Origin of the sequence: Microvirga sp. Mcv34, from assembly GCF_024519725.1 — a bacterium.
Taxonomy (GTDB): domain Bacteria; phylum Pseudomonadota; class Alphaproteobacteria; order Rhizobiales; family Beijerinckiaceae; genus Microvirga.
Genome location: NZ_JALJRK010000002.1, coordinates 161,501 through 178,001 on the forward strand (window position 1 = coordinate 161,501; position 16,501 = coordinate 178,001).

15 protein-coding genes are annotated in these 16,501 nt (G+C 63.5%); 8 read left to right on the forward strand and 7 right to left on the reverse strand.

Features of this window, described 5'->3' with window-relative positions; genetic code table 11:
* The first annotated feature begins 50 nt into the window (after positions 1 to 50).
* The 3 genes from OC446_RS02155 to OC446_RS02165 all read left to right on the forward strand — a co-directional run bounded on the left by OC446_RS02155 (position 51) and on the right by OC446_RS02165 (position 3,317).
* On the forward strand, positions 51 to 1,370 hold the full coding sequence (locus OC446_RS02155; protein ID WP_262027390.1) for a tetratricopeptide repeat protein: 1,320 nt from the start codon (positions 51 to 53) through the stop codon (positions 1,368 to 1,370).
* Positions 1,371 to 1,721: 351 nt separating this feature from the next.
* Positions 1,722 to 2,387, forward strand: coding sequence for an FABP family protein (locus OC446_RS02160; RefSeq protein WP_262027391.1), 666 nt, complete (start codon positions 1,722 to 1,724; stop codon positions 2,385 to 2,387).
* Positions 2,388 to 2,447: 60 nt separating this feature from the next.
* The gene (locus OC446_RS02165; protein ID WP_262027392.1) at positions 2,448 to 3,317 is read left to right on the forward strand and encodes a nucleotidyltransferase domain-containing protein; all 870 of its coding nucleotides are present in this window, start codon (positions 2,448 to 2,450) and stop codon (positions 3,315 to 3,317) included.
* Between the two features lie 23 nt (positions 3,318 to 3,340).
* Here the strand turns inward: OC446_RS02165 and OC446_RS02170 are convergent, their stop codons facing one another.
* Complete coding sequence (locus OC446_RS02170) at positions 3,341 to 4,798, reverse strand: amidohydrolase (protein WP_262027393.1); 1,458 nt, start codon at positions 4,796 to 4,798, stop codon at positions 3,341 to 3,343.
* A 261-nt stretch (positions 4,799 to 5,059) separates the two neighbouring features.
* Positions 5,060 to 7,420, reverse strand: a complete 2,361-nt coding sequence (locus OC446_RS02175; RefSeq protein ID WP_262027394.1) for a putative bifunctional diguanylate cyclase/phosphodiesterase — start codon at positions 7,418 to 7,420, stop codon at positions 5,060 to 5,062.
* 342 nt (positions 7,421 to 7,762) lie between these two features.
* Here OC446_RS02175 and OC446_RS02180 point away from each other — a divergent pair, with 342 nt between their 5' ends.
* The 5 genes from OC446_RS02180 to OC446_RS02200 all read left to right on the forward strand — a co-directional run bounded on the left by OC446_RS02180 (position 7,763) and on the right by OC446_RS02200 (position 11,628).
* Positions 7,763 to 9,547, forward strand: coding sequence for a hybrid sensor histidine kinase/response regulator (locus tag OC446_RS02180; protein ID WP_262027395.1), 1,785 nt, complete (start codon positions 7,763 to 7,765; stop codon positions 9,545 to 9,547).
* 74 nt (positions 9,548 to 9,621) lie between these two features.
* Positions 9,622 to 10,260 carry a response regulator gene (locus OC446_RS02185; RefSeq protein ID WP_262027396.1) on the forward strand — a complete coding sequence of 213 codons (639 nt, stop codon included), beginning with the start codon at positions 9,622 to 9,624 and terminating at the stop codon, positions 10,258 to 10,260.
* Positions 10,261 to 10,478: 218 nt separating this feature from the next.
* Entirely contained in the window at positions 10,479 to 10,889 is a 411-nt protein-coding gene (locus tag OC446_RS02190) for a hypothetical protein (protein ID WP_262027397.1), read from the forward strand.
* A 44-nt stretch (positions 10,890 to 10,933) separates the two neighbouring features.
* Positions 10,934 to 11,095: a hypothetical protein gene (locus tag OC446_RS02195; RefSeq protein ID WP_262027398.1), complete on the forward strand. Its 162-nt coding sequence runs from the start codon at positions 10,934 to 10,936 to the stop codon at positions 11,093 to 11,095.
* Positions 11,096 to 11,163: 68 nt separating this feature from the next.
* On the forward strand, positions 11,164 to 11,628 hold the full coding sequence (locus OC446_RS02200) for a response regulator (RefSeq protein ID WP_262027399.1): 465 nt from the start codon (positions 11,164 to 11,166) through the stop codon (positions 11,626 to 11,628).
* Between the two features lie 234 nt (positions 11,629 to 11,862).
* On the opposite strand, the gene OC446_RS02205 is transcribed toward OC446_RS02200, so the two are convergent.
* Genes OC446_RS02205 through OC446_RS02225 form a run of 5 tightly spaced genes read right to left on the reverse strand, consistent with a single transcriptional unit; the run spans position 11,863 to position 16,444 of the window.
* Entirely contained in the window at positions 11,863 to 12,669 is an 807-nt protein-coding gene (locus tag OC446_RS02205; RefSeq protein ID WP_262027400.1) for an ABC transporter ATP-binding protein, read from the reverse strand.
* On the reverse strand, positions 12,666 to 13,721 hold the full coding sequence (locus tag OC446_RS02210; RefSeq protein ID WP_315986477.1) for a dihydrodipicolinate synthase family protein: 1,056 nt from the start codon (positions 13,719 to 13,721) through the stop codon (positions 12,666 to 12,668). The genes OC446_RS02205 and OC446_RS02210 overlap by 4 nt, the downstream gene beginning before the upstream one ends.
* A gap of 35 nt (positions 13,722 to 13,756) precedes the next feature.
* Positions 13,757 to 14,542 (reverse strand): GNAT family N-acetyltransferase, encoded by a 786-nt coding sequence (locus OC446_RS02215; protein WP_262027402.1) that lies wholly within the window; start codon positions 14,540 to 14,542, stop codon positions 13,757 to 13,759.
* Positions 14,543 to 14,588: 46 nt separating this feature from the next.
* Positions 14,589 to 15,632 (reverse strand): NAD-dependent epimerase/dehydratase family protein, encoded by a 1,044-nt coding sequence (locus OC446_RS02220; RefSeq protein WP_262027403.1) that lies wholly within the window; start codon positions 15,630 to 15,632, stop codon positions 14,589 to 14,591.
* On the reverse strand, positions 15,629 to 16,444 hold the full coding sequence (locus tag OC446_RS02225) for an ABC transporter permease (RefSeq protein ID WP_262027404.1): 816 nt from the start codon (positions 16,442 to 16,444) through the stop codon (positions 15,629 to 15,631). The genes OC446_RS02220 and OC446_RS02225 overlap by 4 nt, the downstream gene beginning before the upstream one ends.
* Positions 16,445 to 16,501 lie beyond the last annotated feature (57 nt).

Sequence of the window (16,501 nt, forward strand, 5' to 3'; positions counted from 1 at the left end):
GATGGCTGAAATGCGCCGATAGGTGCCTGCTCCAAAACTAGGAACCTGCCATGACCCGCTTCGACAGTCGGGGTCTGCCTCTCTCGACGACCTCCGATCTTGCAGCCGAACGCTATCGGCACGGAATCGACCTGCTCCTCTCGGCTTGGCCCAGCGCAGCGGAAATTCTGGAGGACGCCATCGCGGCCGATCCGAATTTCGCTCTCGCCCAAGCCGCCCGCGCCCGCCTGCACGCCATCCGCAATGAGGCTGCCAAGGCCAAGGTGCTGATCGCGGCGGCGGAGGAGATCGTCGGCCGGCGCGGGACCGAGCGGGAGCGGAGCCATGTGGCGATCCTGTCGCTGGCCATCAACGGCCAATCGGCCAAAGCGCTGGAGCGGGCGCTCACCCATGCCGATGCCTGGCCGCGGGACGTGCTGATCCTGTCGCTGCCGCTCGGAGCCTTTGGGCTTTTCGCCTTCTCCGGAATGGCGGACCACGATCAGGCACGGGTCGATCTCTGCGAGCGCCATGCCCGGCATTTCGATGCCGACGATTGGTGGTTTCTCACCTATCGGGGCTGGGCCCATGCCGAGAACGGCAATGTTGCGCATGGCAGAGCCCTCACGCAGCGGGGCTTCGACCTGCGGCCCCGCAACGCCAACGCGGCGCACGCGCTCTCGCACGCCATGTATGAGGGCGGCGCGCATGACGAGGCGGAGAGGCTGATCGCCGATTGGCTGCCGGGCTACGACCGCGCCGGAATTCTTCATGGACACATCGCCTGGCACTCGGCCCTCGGTGCCCTGGAGCGGGGCGATCCCGACCAGGCACTGGCGATCTATGACGACTTCATCCAGCCATCGGTAACGAAGGGCATGCCGGTCAACGTGGTCAGCGACACCGCCTCCTTCCTGTGGCGGCTCAAGGCTTACGGCCATAAGGTGCCGACGGGGCTGTGGGAGGCGGCGGGAGCCTATTCCGGAGGATACTTCCAGAAGGCCGGCTTCGCCTTCGCCGATGTCCACATGGCCCTCATCGCGGCCGCAACGGGCGATCGGGCTGCGGTCGAGCAGCGGGTGCAGGATCTGATGGCATTGGTGGACGCGGGAGCACTCGCGGCCGGCCCGGTGGTGCCGGCGATCTGCCGTGCCGCCCTGGCTTTCGCGGAAGAGGATTACCCGACTTGCGCGCGCGTACTGGAGCCGGTCGCCGCTGAAGTCGTGCGCATCGGCGGCAGCGGAGCCCAGCGTGAGATGATCGAGGATATGCTGCTGCTCGCCCTGATGCGCAGCGGCGAGGCCGTGAAGGCGCATGCGCTGCTCGACCGTCGCCTACACCGCCGCCCGTCGTCCCGCGACACACGCTGGCAGAGCCTGCTGGCCGCCTGAGGATTCCTCATGTCCTGAGTTGAGGCGAATGCGATGACTGCGCGTGTGCCATGCCCACGGATGGCACGCGCCTGTTTCGAAAAGCGCCGATCCAGCTGCTCATTCCGAAGCTAGCGCATCAGCCGTTCTCCCGCGTACGGCCCGGCTCATCCTAATGGCTAGGCACTTGCAAACGTCGATGAAGTTCAGCCTGCGGAGTTTCGGTCATGTGCATGGACGCCTCATGCCACGGACAAGGGTGGTTGGCTCTATGGCCGCGGCGGCAACGGCCAATTGCATCGCCGCAGTCTTAGCAAACAATCCTTGTCAGTGTACGCTTGTCCCTTGACCTGGAAACGGAAAGGTTGATCCATGACGCCTTCGCCGATGTACGCCCTCGCGGACGTCTTCACCGAACCCGGCAATGTCGATCCGGAAACGCTCAACAATCTGGGCCCGCTTCGGCAACTGGCGGGACGCTGGCGGGCACGCAAGGGCGTGGACCTCAATCCCAAGGCGGAAGGCCCGGAGCGGCGTGTTTTCATCGAGAACATCGACTTCCAGGCGATCGACCCGCAGGCGAACGGGCCGCAACTGCTGTACGGTCTGCGCTACCACATCCACATCACCACCGAGGAAGAGGACATCACCTTCCACGATCAGGTCGGATATTGGCTATGGGAGCCGGCCACCGGCCTCGTCATGCAGACCATCGCCATCCCGCGCGGGCAGGTCGTCCTCGCGGCGGGACAGGCGTCTCCCGATGCGGGCGAGATCGTCGTGACGGCAACCCGCGGGCCGACCGAATACGGTATCTGCTCGACGACCTTTCTGGAGCAGGCGTTTCGCACGGACAGCTACAAGATCACGATCACCTTCCATCCCGACGGCAGCTGGAGCTACGTGACCGACACGGAGTTGCTGGTGCATGGCCGCGACACGCCCTTCGCTCATCAGGACCGGAACACGCTTCACCGGGTGGGAGAAGCGAAGCCCAATCCCCTGGCGGTGATTTTGGCCAAGCGAAAGTCTGGGTGAGCGGAATGTTGCGGCCTGACCCGAGCGGCAAGACATGTTCCGCATGAGGGAGTTTCAGGAATGTCCGACCTCGCCCCCTTCCTGACGAGGCTCGTTCCCCACCTGGCCGAGGTGTCGGGCGTAGCCGGGATCGTGCTGGGCGGGTCCCGGGCAAGAGGAACGGCAATCGAGATGTCCGACTACGATATCGGGCTCTACTATTGTCGCGACGAGGCACTGGACACGGAGCATTTGCTCGCCACGGTCAGGGACCTCGTCGACGATCCGGATGCGGCTGCCGTCACGGCTGTCGGGGAATGGGGACCGAGGATCGTCGGCGGCGGATGGCTGCGAATTCAAGGGCGCAAGGTCGACCTTCTGTATCGTAGCGTCGACGATGTCCGGGCCGTCATCGCTGAATGTTGCGAGGGGCGGATCTCGATGGCGTACCAGCCTGGTCATCCCCACGGCTTCTGCTCGGCCATCTGGATGGGCGAGGTTGCCCTGTGCCGCCCGCTCCATGATCCGCAAGGCACAATCGCCGCGCTGAAGGCCGCCACCTTGGCTTATCCCGATGCGCTCCGCTCGGCCCTGATCCGGACCTTCCTGTGGGAAGTGCCGTTCAGCATCGACAACGCGCAACTCGCGATTCCGCGGCGCGACAGGGCTCATATCGCCGGGTGCTTCTATCGGGCCCTGGGCTGCATTGGGCAGGTCCTGTTCGCGCTTAATCGACGCTACCTGATCAACGAGAAGGGAGCACTCATCGAAGCTGCCGGGTTTCCCGACACCATCGAAGGATTGGCGGAGCGGGTCGATGCCGTTTGGGGCGCGCTTGGGACGTCCGAGTTCATGCCCGCCTTGGACATCTTGAGAGCACTCGACGAAGAGTTGCGGGGCCTTGTCCGGATTGCACTAGGCAGCCGCCTTGATCAGGACGGCTGCGTTTGAAGATCCAAGAGGATGACCGAATTCTAATTCTTCACCCGGTAGTCCAAGGGTGGGCTCCGGTCGCCGATCAGGGCCGTGTAGGAGAAGGATCCGCCGCGGGACTTGTCGAATTCCGCCCTGGCGTCGGCGATCAGCTTCGGCGACAGGAAGAGCTCGACGGCTGTCGTGGCAAGCGTCTCGGCTGCGAACCGCGTCCCCTTGTGGCCGATCGACATGCCCCCGGCCGCGACCGCTTGCCAGCTATGCGTCGCTGTGCCCGGAACCCAGGTGGCTGTGCCGAGGCCGACCGTCGGCACAACCCAGCTCACGTCGCCGACATCCGTCGAATAGAAGCCCTGCTTCCCGAATGAATAATCCTCAACCTCCGATACCGCTGAAAGACGAGGCTTCGTCCGCAGGGTTTTTTGAAGTTCAGTGGCAAACGCAGTTTCTTCCGGCGTCCAACGAATCGCTTCCGCGGCGCGCAGATTGCGATCCATAGCCTTTCCAAGCACGTCATTGGGGAGCACCGAATACACACCTCCGAGGCGCTCGATCGAGGCCTTCGTTCCGGTCCCCAGCGCCGCACCTTCGGCGGCCTTCGTGATCCACTCGAAAACTTCGCCGACCACTTTGGGATCCGGGTGACGGACGTAGAGGTAGCTCTCGGCGAAATCCGGCACGACGTTCGGAGCCGATCCGCCGTTCGTGGTCACATAGTGAATCCGCGTTTCCTGCGGGACGTGCTCGCGCATCAGGTTGATCATGTGATGCATGGCCTCGAGACCATCGAGAGCCGAACGTCCGCGTTCGGGCTGCATGGCGGCATGAGCGGATTCACCCTTGAAGCGGATCTTCGCGCTCACATTGGCAAGCGAGCGCCCTTGCTCGGTCGAGTTGGAGTCTGCGGGATGCCAGTGCAGCGCGACATCGACATCGTTGAACAATCCTCCACGCACCATGTAAACCTTGCCCGAGCCGCCTTCCTCAGCGGGGGTTCCATACAGGCGGATCTGGCCCTCGACACGATTGTCCTTTAGCCACTGGGCGACCGCGATGGCGGCTGCGACAGAGCCGGCTCCGAAGAGATGATGTCCGCAGGCATGACCGCTTGCGATTCCTTCCACGGCCTGCTGTTGCGGTGCAGCGGCTTGCGAGAAGCCCGGCAGCGCGTCCATTTCCGCCAGAAGTCCTATGACGGGGCCAGTGTCGGTGCCGTAGCGTGCGACGAAAGCCGTGGGGATTCCGGCGACATTTCGCTCAACCGTGAATCCATGAGCCTCCAACTCCTTGATCAGCAAGTCGGCGGTCGCGGTTTCCAGGTAGCCCAGCTCGGGCTTCTTCCAAATGGCATCAGCCACATCGTTCATGCGGGGCGTGTAGTTGCTCAAGGTGCGAACGACCTGATCGCGCTGTTCGGCCGTCAGTGGTTCGGCGAACGCCTGCGGGGCAGCGGCAAGCAGCAGGGACAAGGCGATCGTTCGTAGGCTTCCTGTCAGCATCTGGTTCTCCTGTCATCGCAGTGGAGTATGGCGCGTGAGGCCCGACGAATAAAGCACGATCAAGTCTGCGGAATCAGAGCATCCCGTCATGAGATGATTCCGTTGTGAATCGCCACCCTTTGGGAAGTGTCCCGTTATTCCGCTGCGCTTCAAGATCCACGCGCCATAAGCGTGCCGTGTCTTGGAACGATCAAACCCGAATGATGCAACAGACGTTCATCGAACGTGGCTTCGTGACGGTATTGCACGGTCGGGCCGTCCTCATTCACTCGCCTGGCTCGAATCGAGCGACGTTTCGCGCCGATCGAACCCTGCCGCCATCGCTGCCGGCACTTGCTCTGCCGGTATCGGCCGACCAAAGAAGTGGCCCTGCGCCAGGTCGCAGCCATGGGCCTCCAGAAAGGCCACCTGTGCGGCTGTTTCGACGCCTTCGGCCACAACCGCGATGTTGAGACTCCGGCCCAGGCTCAGCAGGGCCCGCACGATCGCCGCGTCTCCGGAATCCGTGTCGATGTCGCGAATGAACGAGCGGTCGATCTTGATGACATCGACGGGGAATCGCTTGAGGTGCGTCAGCGAGGCATAGCCGGTGCCGAAGTCGTCGAGCGCGATCGTCACGCCGGCCGCGCTCAAGATCCGCAGCGCCCGCTCCACGTTGTCGGCGTGGCGACCCAGGAACACGGTCTCCGTCACCTCCACTTCTAGGCAATGGGCGGGCACGCCGGAATGGTTCAGCTCTGCCAGGATCCGCTCGGCGTAATCGTCATGGCGGAACTCGGCCGCCGAGATGTTGATTGCGATGCGGCCGAGGGGAAGACCCTCATCGAGCCAGACGCGCATGTCGCAAAAGACGCGCTGGCGCATGCGCGCTCCGATGGCGCTCCCGAGTTCCGTGTCGTCGAAGGCAGGCCAGATCGTGTCGGGCGTCTGAAGGCCGAGTCGAGGATGATACCAGCGCAGCAGCGCCTCGAAGCCGCCTCGTCCGCTCGACCCCAGGGCAACCTTGGGCTGATAGAAGGGCACGATCCAGTCCTCGGCCAAAGCGATTCCGGCGAGCTCCAGGCCGAAGGCCGTCTTCTCCGCTTCATCCCGCATCGAGGGCTCGAACAGCCGGCAGGCTCCGCGACCGCTCGCCTTGGCCCGGTAGAGCGCCAGATCGGCTTGCTTCTGTAAGGCTTCCGCCTTGATGCCAGGGTCGATTGCAAGCGCGATGCCGATGCTGCTCCGGCAGTCGAAATCCGCGTCGTCGTCAGGGGCAGGGTGCTGCATGCGAGAGAGCACGGTCCTGGCCACCTCCACGGCCTCGGCCTCGCTCGATACGGCCGGCAAGATCAGGGCGAACTCGTCGCCGCCCAAGCGGGCGATGTTCTCCTGATTGCCGGCAAGACTGCGCAGGCGCTTGGCGAACTCCTTCAACATGGCATCGCCTGCGGCGTGGCCGAAGCGATCGTTGACGAGCTTCAGATTGTCGAGGTCTATGACCAGCAGGCTAACCATGGAGGAATTGTCGGCGGTCCGGTCGATGGCCTCCTGGAGCCTCTGGTGGAAGCGCCGTCGGTTGGGGAGTCCGGTAAGATCATCGTGGTAGGCCGCCCAACGCAGCTGCTCCTGCGCGAGCCTCCGATCGTGGATGTCTTCGATGTTGCCGTACCATCGGACGATGGTTCCGTTCGCCGTCCGACGGGCGGCGGCCCTTCCGCGACACCAGCGGTAGCTGCCATCGGCCAGGCGCACCCTGAACTCGGCATTGAAGGGCTCTCCGGTCGACACGGAGTGCGACCACCGATCGCCGATCAGCGGCAGATCGTCAGGATGCATGGCTTGCATCCATCCGGTTCCCCGTGTCTGTTTCAACGACAATCCAGTGAGGGCCTCCCAGCGCGGCGGAACATCGAGGATGCTCCCCTGAGGATCGGCAATCCAGGGAATCTGCGGGCTGAGCTCGACGGAATACCGGTAATGCTCCTCGCTTTCCCGCAGGTCCAACTCGGTCCGCTCCTTGGCCATGGCGAGCAGCACGAAGGCCAGAGTGGGGGTATAGATCGCCAGGAACAGCGCCATTTCGCCCGACCACCGGCTGGCGAAGGCATCGGCCCAGAAGATCAATCTCAGCGACAGGCCCAGGGACAGTCGAACCAAGTTGAAGCCCGCGAGCACCAGCAGCAAGGTGATCGCGGCGCGCTGCGCCGTCAGACGCAGCACGGAATGTTTCCACAACTCCCAGGCCGCCAACGCGGCATAGACGCCCGAAATCAGCGACAGAAGGGCCAGTCTCACACCGGGGCTGTCGGTGAGGAACGGGAAAGCGGCGGTCCAAAGTGCGGGGCCTGCCAGAAGGACCGGGAGCTCGCAGGCCCGGCCGTTGAAGGCGCGGCATCCCGCATACAAGGCCGCATAAGCGCCGGCGACCAGGACATTGGCGATCAGCAGGATGAGGGGGCTCGGTGGGGCTTGACCGAGATTGGCCATGCCGATGCCGATGGGAACCATGCCGAACGAGGCACTCCACCACGCCAGCGCCCGGATCCGCCGATTGTGAGCCCAGGCGAAGAGAAGCAGGACGCTCAGCAGGGCCGAGAGCAGAATGTAGATGAGTGCCAGGGTACGAGCGTCGAGGGTCATGGAATAACTTCAATACGCAGGGCCGGATCCGCAGGAGCCCGTCCATCCGAATGATGGGAGCATGAACCTTAACGCTTGTGCGTGACTGACGAACAGAATCCAGCCCGGATGATCTCAGAACTTTAGGCTTCCTGAAGGCGCCGGAGCCGTGGACGTCCCATCTGATTGAAGAAGGCGACACGAGTGGAAGCAGGTCGTCCTGCGGCACTTCGTCCAGGTGCGGGACAGCCCAGAAGCGGAGGGATGATCCCTGATACACCTCATTGTCATGTAGATGATCGTGCTCCCGGATCTATATCAAGAGGGCGTACCCTCCGTTTCCAGAATGGGAGGCCTGTTCGTGTGAGGCTCAAACCGTCCCGTTTCATCACCTCACTGGCTCCGGCTCTCGTTCTCGTCGCGGGGATCGTGATCCTGAGTGCCCTCGCGCTGTGGCGCGGCTACCAGGATACGACCCGGCGAGGTGAGGAAATCGCGGGCAATCTCGTCCACGTTCTCGCAGAACAGTCGCAACGGACCTTCCAGGCGATCGATTTTACGCTGGAGGGCATCCGCGACACCCTGGAAGCCAAGCCCGATCTCCCGCCCAACGATCCCCGCTTCCAGGCCGAGCTGAAGGAGCGCGTGAAGGCTTTGCCGTACGTTCGCGGCTTGATCGTGGTCGGGCCGGATGGATTCCTTACCCACGATACGGGCTATCCCAGGACGCCCCGGGTGAGCGTCGCCGACCGGGATTACTTCAAGATCCATCAGGACGAACCCAACCTGGGCCTCGACATCGGACATCCCATCCAGAGCCGAGTGGACGGTTCGTGGGTCATCAGCATCAGCCGCCGGATCGACCGGCCGGACGGAAGCTTCGGCGGCGTGGTGGTGGCCGTCGTCGATCCCTTCCAGTTCGAAAGCTTCTATCGCGGCTTGGCGGTCGGGCGCGACGGGTTCATTGCCCTTCTGCTCCGCGACGGCACGATGCTGGCCCGCAGCCCCGCGTCCGAGCAGGCGATGGGCAAGTCGTTCATAATCGCGTCCGCGACCTTCCGCTACCTGCCCGAGCGCCCCCATGGCGTCTATTGGTCCGTCAGTCCCGTTGACGGCATCTCGCGGGTGGTCGGGTACAAGGCTCTCGGCGGCGTTCCGGCGGTCGTTCTCGTCGGATTGGCCAGCGCCTCTGTCTATCGCTCCTGGTATGAATATGCCACCGTGGTCGTCGCCACGGTGGCGGTGCTCCTGGGACTGGTAGGTGTCCTATCACTGCTCGTGAGGAGGGGCCGCGAGCGTGAGCGGGCCGAGCAGGAGCGCCTCGGACGCGCCCAGCGTCTGGAGGCTCTCGGGCACATCGCGGGCGGCATTGCTCACGATTTCGGCAACACCATCCGCATCGTTCAATCCACCTGCGCGCTCCTCAAGCCTTCTGTGAAGGATGATCCCGACGCCCGCTCCTTGATCAGCGACACGGAGCGCTTTCTCAAGGGCGCAAAAGACATGACCGAGCGGCTCCTGGCCTTCGCGCGCCGCCAGGAGCTCAAGGCGCGTGCGACGAGAATCGACGAGCGGATCGCGGGCTTCGTATCGATCCTGAATCAGGCCTCGGGCCCGCGTGCGGCGGTGGAGCTCAAGTTGAACGCCGACGGCGCGGTCTGCCTCCTCGATCCGGTGCAGTTCGAAGCGGCCCTTCTGAATCTCGTTCTCAATGCCCGGGACGCGATGCCCTATGGCGGGACGATCGTGGTTGAGACCGCCATGATTGCGTCGCCCCGATCACGGGCGGGCCTCCGCCGGTCTTTCCATACGGAGCGGCCCTGGGTTCAAATCGCCGTGGTCGATTCGGGCATCGGAATGTCCCACACGGTGCTGGAGCAGGCCTTCGATCCGTTCTTCACCACCAAGGGACCAGGACAGGGCAGCGGCCTCGGCCTCAGCCAAGTGCTGGGCTTCGTGCAGCAGAGTGCCGGCGAGGTGCGACTGGAGAGCAAAGAGGGATGTGGAACGAGAATCCGTCTCGTGTTCCCGACGATCCCCGTTGATCGGGATGAGACCAGACCCACAGGGCTTACCCACGTCGGCGAGGAGGCCGCAACGGATCGCCCGCCAGGCTCAGACCCGGTGCATGGATCAGGTAAAACCTGATTGACGCCTCAGGTCCAGACCTGATCCTCAAGGTATCCCAGCCAAGTATGATCATCCGTGACCCGGGAGCGCCCATGACCATCAGAATCCTCATCGCCGACGATCATGCGATCGTGCGCCGCGGTTTGCAGGCGCTGGTGCAGGCGCAGCCCGGCTGGGAGGTCTGCGGCGGGGCCGACACCGGCCAGAGAGCGGTCGATCTTGCCATCGAGCAGCAGCCGGACGTGGCCATTCTCGATTTTTCCCTGCCGGTGCTCAACGGACTCGAGGCCACCCGGCATATCCGCGTGGCGAGCCCGAGTACCGAGGTTCTCGTCTACACGATGCACAACAACGAGGATGTCATCAGAGATGTCCTGAAGGCGGGCGCGAGGGGATACGTGCTGAAGACCGAGGACGACGGCGAGGTCGTCAATGCGGTCAAGGCGCTGCTGCGCAAGAAGCCTTACTTCTCGCCGCAGGTCGCCGAGACCCTGCTCGACGATTTCCTCAGTTGCGGCAAGGTCACGGCATCTGACACGCTCAGCCCACGCGAGCGCGAGGTGATCCAACTCGTGGCCGAGGGACAGACCAACAAGGCCATTGCGGATCGCTGGGCCGTGAGTGTCAAGACGGTCGAGACCCACAGAACCGCCGCGATGCGCAAGCTGAACCTGCGCTCGGGCGTCGAGCTTGCCCTCTATGCCGTGCGGAACAAGCTCATCGAGCCCTGATCGTCCTTTGGGTGCTCCGGTCAATCCTGACCCTCCCTCGGGTCATCACCCGATTTCAATTCTGCGCAGGACGCTGTTTGCTGAACCAACGCGCAGACGGAATGACAGGACGGCAGTGGGAGGAATGGGTTTGAGTCGGATCTGCCGTCGCGTGTTTCATGCCTGGCGAACGGCGTCGGCACGGATCGACCAAGCGATCCTCAATGAGGCGGCGAAGGATGCGACAAAAACTGAAAGCCCTGCGGGCACCAGAACTCCATCGCACGAAAGACCGGCCCAGAGACCAGCTGCATCCGGTGCCGGTGACGATACGCTGGACCAGGACGGATCCCGAGGAAATTGAGCAAGGGATCATCCGCGCGTATGTCCGGCTTGCCTGCACGTCGAATGAACGGCAGGGTTCGCGAACCATGACCGTGATCCGGGTCGGGGCGATGGAGGCGCGGCTGACCGAGGTGGCGTCGGAAGCCTGGCCTTTCGGGATGCCGTCGTTCTGGCTGGAAATCTATTCTCACGCCAGCGGCTCCGTTGTCGCAAGTCGTGGGTGCTCTGCGTTCGACGAGAGCGAGATCGCCGCAGCCGTGGAGCTGATTGCCAGGGCGGGCGAGCGCATTCGGGTCGATCACTGACCGGTTTCCAAGGGGGCGAACAATCTTCAAACAGGAGCAGCGCGATGTTGAAGCTTCCGATGCATGGATTTGCCAAGCGTGTGGATGATGTCGTGACGAGAGCCGAAAGCATTCTGCAAGCTCGGCAGCATGTCTTGTTCAAGGGCCAATCTCCCGCGAACCCGCCGAACCTGAAGAAGCCAGACCAGCATGATAAGCCGAAGTAGCTCACACAAGGCGGGTCATGCATGTCTCGCCTCTCTTCCTCCGCAGTTAGACAGTGTGTTGAGTCAGAATGAGCATTGATCGCCCCCTGCGCATCATGATCGTCGAAGACGAAGCCTTGCTCCTTATGGAACTGGAAATGTTCCTGGAAAGCGAGGGACATCAAGTCGTGGGCACGGCCACATCGTATCGTGAGGCCGCGGACGTGTCCAAGGAAGTCCATGCCGACCTCGCGCTCGTCGATATCCATCTCACCGACGGGCCGGTCGGCGTCGAGCTGGGGCGCTACATCACGCAGAACACCGGCACGGCCGTGGTGTTCATGACCGCCAATGTGAAGCGCATCCCGGAGGACTTCTCCGGCGCGATCGGCGTCATCGCGAAGCCCTACACGAATGCGGGCCTCAGGGCGGCCCTGCACTACCTCGTCAGCGCGGTCCGTAGCCCTCCACCGAAAGCTGTGCCGCCGTTGAGCCTGTCCCTTGCTCCGCACTTCGAGGAGCAATGGGTAGATCCACAGAGTCCCGACAAGTAACGCTTGTAGGACGTAAGAGCCGGTTATGGATCGCGATGTCGTTGACGGCCTGTCGCAGCATCAGACAGACCGGTGCACGATGTCACATTAAGTCAGGTATGAGAGGGCGGCGTGCAGTTGGATCGGCATGAATCACCGGGCCGAGAACTCACATGTGCCACTGCGAAATCGGGAGCGGACCACGCAAGGGCGTGACGTCAACGCAATCAAAGGGGGGAGTGGTTTGCTAAACGATCAGTCCATCCCGAGAAGATGATAAATACGCTTGGTATAGGCGCCAAACGGCTCCGTTGTTTTCACGTCGAGCGTGCGCGGCGAAGGCAGCGCGATGTCGAAGTAGTCTGCCATGCGCGCGGGCCCTGCCGTTAGCACCGCGCAGCGTGATCCAAGGAATACGGCTTCCTGAATAGAATGGGTCACGAAGACGATCGTCTTCGAGCTTTGCTGCCAGATCCGCAGCATCTCAAGATTCATCTTCTCACGAGTCAAGGCATCGAGCGCACCAAAGGGCTCATCCATCAAGATGAGCTTGGGGTCGTGCACCAGAGCCCGCGCGATAGAAGCGCGCTGCTGCATGCCGCCCGACAGTTCGTACGGATACTTGCTCTCGAAACCCTGCAGACCGACCATGTTGAGCAGGTCGCGAGCGCGCTCCTTCGCTTCCCGATTGGGAAGTCCGAGGATTTCCGCCGGCAGGATCACGTTCTCCAGGATGGTTCTCCACTTCAGCAGAAGCGCCTGCTGGAAGACCATGCCCACGTCGCGCCCCGGCGTGAAGGTGGAGGCGCTCGTCCCGATCCTTACCTCCCCGTCATCGGCATCGTGAAGACCGGCGAGGATTCTAAGGAGGGTACTCTTGCCGCACCCGCTGGGGCCGACAAGGGACACCATGTCTCCTTCCGCGATGTCCATCGTCACATCGGACACAGCGACGAATTCGTGCCCTCCTGTGCGGTAGACTTTGCGCACATTGCGGAGGCGGATCATCGGATCGGTTTCGTTCCCGATCCGCGTCGGGTCCGGGGCAAGAGCGCTCATCATGCCAGCCACCTGTGCAGGTTCTCAGCAACGAAGGAATCGTCCGACAGGTCGGCATGGTCGCGGCTCACCCGGTCGATTTCCTCCACTTGTCCGGGGCTCAGACTCTCATGCGGATCGATGCACCAGATGCCTTCGAGCAGGCCCTGGCGGCGCAGGATCTCGTGGCAGCCGGCGATGCAGCCATGAAAGTCATGGGCGACGTCGAAGAAGGCCGAGTTGCAATCGGTCACTCTGGAATCGAGCGCGAGGATCTCCGGCGCAAGGGGGCCCGCTTCGACGGCCTTTTGAAGCTGATCCAGCATCCGGACGGCGTTGCGCGTCCAGACGGACCAATGGCCGAGCAATCCGCCCTTGAAGCGGACGATCACCGGCTTCCGGTCACGCATGACGGTAAACGGCGTCACCAGATCGAGCACGATGTGATCGTCGTTCCCCGTGTAAAGCGTCACGCGCTCCTCGGCACGCGCCGCCACCACACCGCGCACCACGTCCAGGGTCCGATAGCGGTTGAAGGGCGCTACCTTGATCGCAATGACGTTCTCGATCGCGGCGAACTGTTCCCAGAAGACTGCATCCAACGACATGCCGCCCACGGCAGGCTGCAGGTAGAAGCCAACGAGGGGGATTTCTTCGGCGACGCGGCGGCAATGGGCGATGATCTCGTCGGTGCTTGCCCCCTTGAGGGCGGAGAGGCTCAGCAGGCCTGCGTGGTAGCCGAGACGGACGGCGGTCTGCGCCTCTGCGACGGCCTGCTCTGTCTTGCCGCAGATGCCGGCCACCATCACGAGAGGGCGGTCCGCCCATGCCTTGCTGTCTTCCATGGCGGCGGCGAGAACCGGCTCATAGAGGCCGATTTCTCGGATGGCGAACTGCGTCGTGTGCACGCCCACCGCAAGGCCTCCGACACCTGAATCGACGTAGTAGCGGGTCAGCGCACGCTGCCGTCGGCGGTCAAACCGACGTTCAGCATCAAGAGCCAGGGGATGCGCCGGGATGGCGACGCCCCTGCGGATCATGCCGAGAATCTCCGGTGGAAGTTGGGAGTGGTGCAGGGCCATGCGGGTCGTCCTCTCAGCAGGCGGAATGATTAGCCGAATTCGGGTCCGACGGCGGCAAAGAGCCGGCGGGGATCACCGAACGGTGTCGAACGGTTCTGCGCCATGCGCAGGAATGGCCGTTGGATCGAGAACCCTCTGTCCTTCAACACACGCGCGAGCTCCGGGTGAGCATCGATCACGTCGATGAAGACCGGGCCTTCGACCAGATCGAGCGCGGCCTCGAGAAGCTCCCCAGCCTGTGTCTCGGTCCGGGCGATGACGGGTCCCAACTGCGTCGCCAGCCTTCCGGGCCGGGCCAGCACGCAGCCTGACCCGTCGTCCGTCGCGAGAGCGAGCCGTGGCGCTCTTCGAAGCAGAGACGTCAGCAGGGCAGGGCGCTCGGCTCCGAAGGCCACGGCATCGGATGCGACGAGAGCCGCCACGTCGCTTTCGCGCAGCAGCCTCATTCCCGGACGCATCCTGCCCGTGTTGCCGCCTTGTCCCTGCCAGCGCGACAGATCGAAGTGAGGCTCGAACCCCAGGGGGCGATAGACGGTTTCTCCGGCAGGTGTCGCGTCCAGAACCGGCACAAGGCCTTTGCTCCGCACCTCCTGCATGCAGGCTTGGAGGATGCGTGTGCCGAGCCCCTGCCGCCGGTGCGAGGCGGCGACCAGGACCATGCCGATCCACGCGAACCCGCCCGGATAAGGGAGGGTCGCCCCCGTGGCGACGGGCTGCCCGCCATCGCCCAGCAGGGCGAAGACCTTGCCGTGCCCGATGAAGAAGGACCAATCATCCGGAAGCTGGTTCCAGCCGGCTTCCCCTGACAGGGCCATGCAGCCTTCGATCAGGCCTTCATCGATCGGTTGTGGACGGAGGTGCTCAATAGGCGCCATCGCGGGTCTCGAAATGCGTCGGCTTGCCGAGGCTCGGGCGATCGCGGGCGACCCACTCGGCGACCCAGTCGATCATGCGATTGAGCGGAACGGAGGGATAGCCGAACAGCCCGGAAGCCTGCGCCGTGTTCACGAGCCAAGCGGTTGGCGCCTCCTGCCCGACGATCTGAGGCGCTTTTCCGAGGCGCTCGCCGAAAGCCTTCGCAAGCCAGCGGATGGACGTGGTTTCGGGACCAGACACGTTGATCGGGCTGGTCGGGTCCGTCGCATGGCGCAGGCACCGCAGGGCCTGGGCATTCGCATCACCCTGCCAGATGACGTTGACATGGCCCATAGTGACGTCCACCGGCTCGTTGTCGCGAACCTTCTGGGCCACGTCGAACAGAACGCCGTAGCGAAGATCGATGGCGTAGCTCAACCGGAACAGCCGGCCGGGTGTTTTGTAGATCTGGGAGAAGTGCTCGAAGATCCGCTCGCGGCCGATGCAGGAGAATGCATACTCGCCCGGCGGGTTCAGGACGCTGTCCTCCGTCGCGCCCTGGCTGCCGATGCCGACGAACGGGTACACGCAGGCCGTCGAAAACGCGACGATCCGGGACTCGCGGAAAGCTTCGGCCACGAGCCCGGGCACATGGACGTTCATGGCCCAGGTGAGGGCCTGATTGCCCTGAGCGCCGAACTTGCGCCCGGCCATGAAGATCACATTGCGCGTCTTCGGCAGGCTTTCGACGGCCGCGCGATCCGTGAGATCGCAGGAGATCGTCTCGATGCCATGGGCCTCGAGGCTGTCGCGCAGGCCCGGTTCGCTGAAGCGGGCCACGCCGATCACCCGCTTGTCGGGTGCCGCGTTGCGGGCGAGGCGCGCAAGGGTCGGGCCCATCTTGCCGCCGACGCCCAGGATCATGATGTCACCGTCGATGGCCGCCAGATCCCTTGCCAGCGCGCGCGTCGGTACTGCCATGAAGGCATCCACGTCTTCAGGGGTATCGAACCCCATGGGCCAGGAGCCGTCTTCGAGCCAAGTAGTCATTTCATCCTCGCGTCTTTGGGAACCCACAGGTGCTCCATCACCATGACGATGAGGTACAGCGCGATGCCGAGGAGCGTGAGCAGAACGACGGCCATGAACATGGCGGGCGTGTCGAGCGAGGCCTGGACCTGGATCATCAGGTAGCCGAGGCCGCGCTCGGAGGCGATGAACTCGCCGACGACTGCGCCGGCAACGGCCAGGATGGCCGCGACCTTCATGCCGGAAAAGATGTAGGGCAGGGAGCCCGGAAGCTGGATGTAGCGGAAGGCCTGCCAGCGCGAGCCCTTGAGGGAGCGCACAAGGTCGAGAATGTCCGGCTCCACTTCGTTCAGGCCGCGCACCGTCGTGAGAAGGATCGGGAAGAAGCAGAGCGTGAACGTGATCAGGATGTTCGTGCTGATGCCGTAGCTGAACCAGACGATCACCAGGGGACCAAGGGCCACCTTCGGGATCATGTTGAGCGTCACCAGCAGGGGGAATACCAGCAGCGTCAGGATCCGCGACCAGGAGAACAGGAGCGCGAGAACGACGCCGAGCACCACGGACAGGGCGTAGCCGCCGAATATCTCGGCTGCGGTCACCAGCGTGTTCTCGACCCAGCTGTAATTGGGCTTGGCCAAGGAGGCGAGGATCGCCGTCGGGGCAGGCAGGATGAAGGAGGGGACCAGGAAAATGGTGACGATCACCTGCCAGAGGACGATGATCCCAATGTGCACGGCCGCGATGGTGAGCCACCTCCTGCCGGTAGCGGACACGAACTTGCCGGGAGCAGGTTCAACACGGACCGTGGCAGTCTGGACGCTGCTCGTCATGAGAAGCTTCTCCCGTTTCCGTCAGGTGAAGGAAGGCTAGCTCACCCTAGGCCGCTA

Excerpts from the sequence above, each read along its gene's own strand:
- OC446_RS02155 (WP_262027390.1), top strand. The coding sequence starts at position 51 with ATGACCCGCTTCGACAGTCGGGGTCTGCCTCTCTCGACGACCTCCGAT.
- OC446_RS02160 (WP_262027391.1), top strand. The coding sequence starts at position 1,722 with ATGACGCCTTCGCCGATGTACGCCCTCGCGGACGTCTTCACCGAACCC.
- OC446_RS02165 (WP_262027392.1), top strand. The coding sequence starts at position 2,448 with ATGTCCGACCTCGCCCCCTTCCTGACGAGGCTCGTTCCCCACCTGGCC.
- OC446_RS02170 (WP_262027393.1), bottom strand. The coding sequence starts at position 4,798 with ATGCTGACAGGAAGCCTACGAACGATCGCCTTGTCCCTGCTGCTTGCC.
- OC446_RS02175 (WP_262027394.1), bottom strand. The coding sequence starts at position 7,420 with ATGACCCTCGACGCTCGTACCCTGGCACTCATCTACATTCTGCTCTCG.
- OC446_RS02185 (WP_262027396.1), top strand. The coding sequence starts at position 9,622 with ATGACCATCAGAATCCTCATCGCCGACGATCATGCGATCGTGCGCCGC.
- OC446_RS02190 (WP_262027397.1), top strand. The coding sequence starts at position 10,479 with ATGCGACAAAAACTGAAAGCCCTGCGGGCACCAGAACTCCATCGCACG.
- OC446_RS02195 (WP_262027398.1), top strand. The coding sequence starts at position 10,934 with ATGTTGAAGCTTCCGATGCATGGATTTGCCAAGCGTGTGGATGATGTC.
- OC446_RS02200 (WP_262027399.1), top strand. The coding sequence starts at position 11,164 with ATGAGCATTGATCGCCCCCTGCGCATCATGATCGTCGAAGACGAAGCC.
- OC446_RS02205 (WP_262027400.1), bottom strand. The coding sequence starts at position 12,669 with ATGATGAGCGCTCTTGCCCCGGACCCGACGCGGATCGGGAACGAAACC.
- OC446_RS02215 (WP_262027402.1), bottom strand. The coding sequence starts at position 14,542 with ATGGCCCTGTCAGGGGAAGCCGGCTGGAACCAGCTTCCGGATGATTGG.
- OC446_RS02220 (WP_262027403.1), bottom strand. The coding sequence starts at position 15,632 with ATGACTACTTGGCTCGAAGACGGCTCCTGGCCCATGGGGTTCGATACC.
- OC446_RS02225 (WP_262027404.1), bottom strand. The coding sequence starts at position 16,444 with ATGACGAGCAGCGTCCAGACTGCCACGGTCCGTGTTGAACCTGCTCCC.